Here is a 6,547-nt window from a genome sequence, read left to right on the forward strand (position 1 = left end):
GGGGCTATGTACCGCTGGCGGCGCTTATGTTCCTGCCATGTGTGACGTATCCATCATAGTCAAAGAACAAGGCACGATTTTCTTGGCAGGTCCACCTCTTGTAAAAGCAGCGACTGGTGAAGAAGTCAGCGCGGAAGATCTTGGTGGCGCAGACGTTCACTGTCGCACTTCTGGCGTGGCCGATTATTATGCAGAAAACGATCACCACGCATTAGAACTGGCAAGACAAGCCGTATCTCAAATCAACCACTTAAAACCCGTTCAACTCAAGCAAAAAACGCCACAGGATCCACGTTTTCCTGCCCAAGAGCTGTACGGTATCGTCGGTACTGATCTTAAAAAGCCGTTTGATGTTAAAGAGGTCATTGCCCGAATTGTTGATGATTCCCAGTTCGATGAATTTAAAGCCTTGTTCGGCGAAACCTTGGTCTGTGGCTTTGCCCATATTCACGGTATGCCGATTGGCATTGTCGCTAACAACGGCATTCTATTTTCGGAATCAGCACAAAAAGGCGCGCATTTTATTGAGCTGTGCGCACAACGCAAAATTCCTCTGCTTTTCTTGCAGAATATAACGGGCTTTATGGTCGGTCAGAAGTACGAAGCCGAAGGCATCGCCAAACATGGTGCGAAAATGGTAACTGCTGTTGCGTGTGCAGACGTGCCGAAGTTTACCGTAGTGATTGGTGGATCGTATGGCGCAGGGAACTACGGCATGTGTGGCCGCGCTTATGATCCAACCATGATGTGGATGTGGCCAAACGCACGCATCTCCGTCATGGGTGGAGAGCAAGCGGCTGGCGTGATGGCGCAAGTGACCCGCGATATCAAAACTCGCAAAGGTGAAAGCTGGAGCGTAGAGGAAGAAGAAGCGTTCAAACGTCCAATTGCGGAGCAATATCAGACTCAAAGCCATGCATACTACGCCAGTGCTCGTTTGTGGGACGACGGCATTATTGACCCTGCGAAAACCCGTGATGTTGTCGGCATTGGTCTGTCTGCTGCGCTTAATGCGTCGATACCAGACAGCAAATTTGGCATCTTCCGTATGTAGTCGGATGCAAGGCAAATCTTAACTCCTCGCAAATACCGATGTTCGTAAAGTATATGGTTAGCGAGTATTGGAATATCAGACAAAGGAAGTCACATGACCGGACTACTGCTTGAAAAAGACAGCAATGGCGTTGCCTGGTTGAGCCTGAATCGGCCAGAAAAACACAACGCGTTTAATGATGAATTAATTGCTTCACTTATCGAAACCTTGGAAAAACTTGAGAGAGACGACTCTCTACGTGCATTGGTACTAACGGCGCAAGGGAAACACTTTTCTGCGGGAGCAGATCTGGGCTGGATGCAGTCAATGGCAACCAAAACCGAGGGTGAAAACCTGCAAGATGCACAGCAACTAGCAAAACTTTTGCATACGCTGGATACCTTTAGCAAACCGACTATTGCTATGGTGCATGGCGCTGCATTTGGCGGCGCACTTGGGCTTATCTGCTGCTGCGATATCGCTATTGGTACACCTGAAAGCCGCTTCTGTTTGAGTGAAGTGAAGCTCGGTTTGTTACCCGCCACCATCGGACCTTACGTAATCCGAGCGATTGGACAACGACAAAGCCGACGCTACTTTTTAACCGCGGAACTGATTGATGCCGAAACCGCGCTATCGATGAGTATTCTTCATCAGATAGACGCTCAACCACGTGAAGCCGTCAATCGCACCATTGATCACCTGCTCAACAACGGTCCACAAGCCATGCAGGCTGCAAAAGCACTTTGTTTACGCTGTGATAACCAACCTATCGATCATTCATTAATTGAATACACCAGCCAAGCTATTGCAACCGCTCGCGTGTCCAGTGAAGGACAAGAAGGACTAGCTGCATTTTTTGAAAAGCGCGCCGCCAATTGGAGGAATCATGTTTAAAAGAATACTGATCGCAAACCGCGGTGAAATTGCCTGCCGAATCATTAAAACCGCAAAAAGCATGGCTATAGAGACGGTAGCCGTCTATTCCGAAGCGGATCGCAGCAGCTTACATGTTAAACAAGCGGATTTCGCTGAATTCATTGGCCCCGCTCCGGCGAGTGAATCGTATCTCGATATCGATGCGATTATCGGCGCTGCGAAAAAATGGCAAGCCGATGCTATCCACCCTGGGTATGGTTTTCTTTCCGAGAACCCGAAACTGGCGAAAGCGTGCAGCGAAAATGGCATTGTTTTTATTGGCCCTTCCACCAGCGCAATTGAAGCAATGGGTTCGAAGTCGCAAGCCAAAGCCATCATGTCTGAGGCGAACGTGCCCTTGGTTCCGGGCTATCACGGCACAGACAACAACGTAGAGCACTTATTAGCGGAAGCTGAAAAAATCGGTTACCCAGTGATGCTTAAAGCAACCCAAGGGGGTGGCGGTAAAGGCATGCGAGTGGTCAATAGCGCAGCCGAAATGCCTCTGGCCATCGACGGTGCGCAGCGTGAAGCACTTTCAAGCTTTGGCGATAAGCAGCTTCTAATCGAAAAATGCATATTGCAGCCTCGCCACGTTGAAGTTCAGGTATTTGCTGACCAATATGGCAACTGTGTCTATCTTTCTGATCGCGATTGCTCCATTCAACGCCGTCACCAAAAAGTAGTCGAAGAAGCACCAGCTCCCGGTCTTAGTGATGCACTGCGTAAACAAATGGGTGAAGCTGCGGTTCAGGCCGCTCAAGCGATCGACTATGTTGGCGCTGGCACGGTGGAGTTCTTACTCGATAGCCGAGGTCAATTCTACTTCATGGAGATGAATACCCGTCTGCAAGTTGAACACCCTGTCACTGAATTGATCACCGGCGTTGATTTGGTGGAGTGGCAATTCAAAGTCGCAGCTGGCGAGCATTTACCTATTTCGCAATCTGAAATCACCCACAACGGTCATTCAATTGAGCTGCGAATTTACGCAGAAGATACAGACAATGACTTTATGCCGTCGACTGGCCGCATTGACTACTTAAAAGAACCCGTATCAGACAGTAATGTGCGCCTAGCGTGCGTACGCGTTGATAGTGGTGTTACCCAAGGCGATAGCATCAGCGAATATTACGATCCAATGATCAGCAAACTGATCGTCTGGGGGCAAACTCGTGATATCGCGCTAAAGCAGCTTAAGCAGGCGTTAACTCAATATCACGTACGTGGAGTAACGACAAACATTGGTTATCTGCACAGCATTATTTCGCAGCCAACCTTTGCCGAGATTGAGCTCGATACAGGTTTCCTCGTAACACATCAACAAGGCATAAATGAGCAGCAAGACGTGTCGGATTCAATCTGGCTTACATTGGCGGCGGTTGCTCGTTGGAATGATCTCATTTCAAAATCAGACAGCTCAACGTTACCCGCGCCAACCAAACGAGGTTTTAGACTGTCAGTTGACAACGTTTACCGATTTAACTTCACGGATGCCAAAGCCAACCATCAGGCACGTTTGCAACAATCATCGCAAGATACAGGATCTCACTTCACTGTCCGATGTGGTGAGGAGCTGCATCAAGTCATCCTGCTTGAAAGTGGCAACCAGTTTATCGTCGATATTGATAATGTGCGTTACACCTTTAATGCACTTAGCGATGAGCAACAGACAACACTGTTTTATCTTGGCCAGCAACGCACGTTTGCTCATCAACCTAACTTTGACTCTGCAAAAGATATTGACGATGAACTAAGTCCAACCGCACCACTCAACGGCATAATTTCAGCAGTTATGGTGGCTAAAGGTGACGAAGTGGCGGCGGGCGATCCGCTTTTGGTACTCGAAGCAATGAAAATGGAATACACCATCACGGCTCCGGTAGCAGCAAAAGTCGACGAATTGTTTTATCAGCACGGGGACCAAGTACAGCACGGTTCCATCCTGCTGAATTTGGCTTTGATATCGGATAACGTCAGTGAAGATAAGGAGCGCGAATATGCTACCAGCGAAGGTTAATATCGTCGAAGTCGGCGCTCGTGATGGTCTGCAAAATGAAACGTCAGTGACGCTGGTTGATAAAATCCGTTTGATTAACCAACTAAGCAGCAGTGGCTTAAAGCATATTGAGGCGGGATCTTTCGTCTCTCCAAGGTGGGTGCCTCAAATGGCCGATTCCGATCAGGTGTTTGCTGGTATCTCAAAAAAGCCTGACGTGGTTTATAGCGCTCTCACACCAAATCTCGCAGGGTTAGAACGTGCGCTGGAAAGCGGTGTAAAGCAAATTGCGGTATTTGGCTCCGCTTCAGAAACGTTCAGCCAGAAGAACATCAACTGCAGCATTACCGAAAGTCTCGCTCGATTTGAGCCCGTTATCGAATTGGCGAACCAGCACAACATTCCTGTACGCGGGTACTTGTCTTGTACCATGGTGTGTCCATATGAGGGAGTAATCAAGCCAGAGCAAACTACCAAGGTCGCCAATACGTTGTTTGATATGGGATGTTATGAGATTTCGCTCGGTGATACTGTCGGTAAGGCAACACCTAATCGCGTTATCGCCATGCTGGATTCGTTGTTAACGCTACTGCCAAAAGACGCGCTCGCAGTACATTTTCATGACACTTATGGACAAGCATTAGCCAATATCTATCAAGCCTTGTTAATGGGCATCAACACCATTGATAGCGCAGTAGCGGGGCTCGGCGGCTGCCCTTACGCGAAAGGAGCCAGTGGCAATGTTGCAACGGAAGATGTACTTTATCTGTGTGAGCAACTTGGGATTGAAACAGGCGTTGACCTTGGCGTCATCAATGAAGCGGGTTGGCAAATTTGCCGTGCGTTAGGAAAGTCTCCTGCTTCTAGGGTCGCATTGGCTCTAGGCGATCCGTATAGCTTGTAAATCATCAACTATCATAATCAAATAATGTATTTAAACGGGCATGCAGACGTACGTGCCCGTTTTTTATTGTTACTCATAAAAACCTTAACGCTCAACGGTCTTCATCACATTAATTAGTGCCTGATTTCAGCTACAATTTAGTTTCAAAGCGAACGTATAAAACAGGATCAGGTAAATGCTCATAACATTTCGTTGTCGAAGCCACTCAAACGTCACAATGTTTGGTGATATTGCATTAGATATGCTCAAAATGATGGGTCACAGCGGCACTGTGCCGGGATCAATTTCCGCTCAAGATGTTCCTAACGCGCTATCAAGGTTAACTTCTGCTCTATCTGCGAAAAATGCAGCTGAAGAAAACCTCCCTACTGATGTAGACGAAGAGGAAGAACAAGCAGAGCCCGCGGTAAGCCTAGGACGCAGAGCTTTTCCACTGATTGAGTTGCTAAAATCAGCAATCAAAGAAGAATGCGAAGTCATGTGGGACAACCAATAACGCCTTCAAACTGGTTTCTAGCGAGGTGAATCCGTGTTGTGGCCGCCTCGCTATGGTTACTCGACACCAAGATAAGAACACCAATACCGCTTATCGCCCTATCCGTTTCTCTCCCTAGACAACTTGATTTGCCCATCAATGTGCACATCTCGTTGTGGAAACGCGATTTCAATGCCGTGCTTTTCGAAAGCTTCGTAGATTTCAAAACGCATGGCACTTGCGACCGAGCGAATACCGCCCTCAACCGTTGAGTTAATCCAAAAATAAGATTCGAAGATCAAAGCATTGTCACCAAAGTCTTGAAAAAACACATCTGGCGCTGGCGAACTCAGAACTTGCGCTTGCTGCGAAGTCACTTCCGCCATTAAGGCAGCAACCTGTTTGACATCGCTCCCATACGCGACACCGACGACGACAGAGCCACGAACTAATCTGTCGCATAACGTCCAGTTGATCACCACGTTCTCAATCAACTGACTGTTGGGTATGAGCATATGAACACCATCGGTTCGTCTGATTCTCGTTGAGCGTGTATTTATTTGCTCGACAGTGCCTTTGGCGCCCTCAACCTCTAAAAAGTCCCCAATTCGGATTGGCTTTTCACCAATCAAAATCCAGCCACTTATGAAGTTGTTAATGATGTTTTGCGCACCAAAACCGAAGCCGATAGCGATGGCACCAGACAGAAAGGCAAACGCGGTAATTGGCACATTTATCATCGAAAGTGTGGTCATAAAAATAATGGCGAGAGCGATGACAAATAATATCCGTTTAACCAAATGAATCACGTTTGGGTCTTTCCCCGATGAAGACATTCTTGACGTAACGGTTTTGATCAAAATTTTGGATAACCATAAAGCGACAATGACCCATGTCGGCACCATCAATATCGCCCACAACGTGATAGGTTGTTCGTTAAAGGTAAACAGTGTTGTTTCTAAAAATGAAATGACCCGTTCGAACATAAAGTGCTCACTCTTGATTCATCGTTATCAGCAAGCCAGAGCGCATAAGTCTTATATTTTTAGCCCAATCGATAGCGCAGCGGCTCAATTAAGTTCTTCCTATTAACTATATTGTAATCTACGTAAAACGCTTCGAGTGGTTTCCCACTTTTTCAACCGATTAAGCCATTTAGGGAATACGTCTTTGTGAACTAAACGAGCCAATCAACCAACTGGATACGCAAGGTAAATC

General features: G+C 47.3%; 6 protein-coding genes. 5 read left to right on the top strand and 1 reads right to left on the bottom strand.

The window, feature by feature from the left end; all coding sequences use genetic code 11:
* From CAG68_RS01880 to CAG68_RS01900, 5 genes are all read left to right on the top strand, one after another.
* Window positions 1-1,054, top strand: a 1,054-nt coding sequence (locus CAG68_RS01880) for a carboxyl transferase domain-containing protein (RefSeq protein ID WP_161440721.1), incomplete at its 5' end; no start/stop codon positions are given.
* A gap of 93 nt (window positions 1,055-1,147) precedes the next feature.
* The gene (locus CAG68_RS01885; RefSeq protein WP_017820339.1) at window positions 1,148-1,930 is read left to right on the top strand and encodes an enoyl-CoA hydratase-related protein; all 783 of its coding nucleotides are present in this window, start codon (window positions 1,148-1,150) and stop codon (window positions 1,928-1,930) included.
* Window positions 1,923-3,971: an acetyl/propionyl/methylcrotonyl-CoA carboxylase subunit alpha gene (locus CAG68_RS01890; RefSeq protein ID WP_161440722.1), complete on the top strand. Its 2,049-nt coding sequence runs from the start codon at window positions 1,923-1,925 to the stop codon at window positions 3,969-3,971. The genes CAG68_RS01885 and CAG68_RS01890 overlap by 8 nt, the downstream gene beginning before the upstream one ends.
* On the top strand, window positions 3,952-4,854 hold the full coding sequence (locus CAG68_RS01895) for a hydroxymethylglutaryl-CoA lyase (protein ID WP_017820341.1): 903 nt from the start codon (window positions 3,952-3,954) through the stop codon (window positions 4,852-4,854). The genes CAG68_RS01890 and CAG68_RS01895 overlap by 20 nt, the downstream gene beginning before the upstream one ends.
* Window positions 4,855-5,029: 175 nt before the next feature.
* Window positions 5,030-5,350 (top strand): DUF1840 domain-containing protein, encoded by a 321-nt coding sequence (locus CAG68_RS01900; protein WP_017820342.1) that lies wholly within the window; start codon window positions 5,030-5,032, stop codon window positions 5,348-5,350.
* A 98-nt stretch (window positions 5,351-5,448) separates the two neighbouring features.
* On the opposite strand, the gene CAG68_RS01905 is transcribed toward CAG68_RS01900, so the two are convergent.
* Window positions 5,449-6,315 (bottom strand): mechanosensitive ion channel family protein, encoded by an 867-nt coding sequence (locus CAG68_RS01905; protein ID WP_005373258.1) that lies wholly within the window; start codon window positions 6,313-6,315, stop codon window positions 5,449-5,451.
* Window positions 6,316-6,547 lie beyond the last annotated feature (232 nt).

Origin of the sequence: Vibrio sp. V42_P2S4T144, assembly GCF_009904715.1 — a bacterium.
Taxonomy (GTDB): Bacteria; Pseudomonadota; Gammaproteobacteria; order Enterobacterales; family Vibrionaceae; genus Vibrio; species Vibrio alginolyticus.

What these genes read in the sequence shown, in the direction of transcription:
- CAG68_RS01885 (WP_017820339.1), top strand. Translation starts at nt 1,148, where the DNA reads ATGACCGGACTACTGCTTGAAAAAGACAGCAATGGCGTTGCCTGGTTG.
- CAG68_RS01890 (WP_161440722.1), top strand. Translation starts at nt 1,923, where the DNA reads ATGTTTAAAAGAATACTGATCGCAAACCGCGGTGAAATTGCCTGCCGA.
- CAG68_RS01895 (WP_017820341.1), top strand. Translation starts at nt 3,952, where the DNA reads ATGCTACCAGCGAAGGTTAATATCGTCGAAGTCGGCGCTCGTGATGGT.
- CAG68_RS01900 (WP_017820342.1), top strand. Translation starts at nt 5,030, where the DNA reads ATGCTCATAACATTTCGTTGTCGAAGCCACTCAAACGTCACAATGTTT.
- CAG68_RS01905 (WP_005373258.1), bottom strand. Translation starts at nt 6,315, where the DNA reads ATGTTCGAACGGGTCATTTCATTTTTAGAAACAACACTGTTTACCTTT.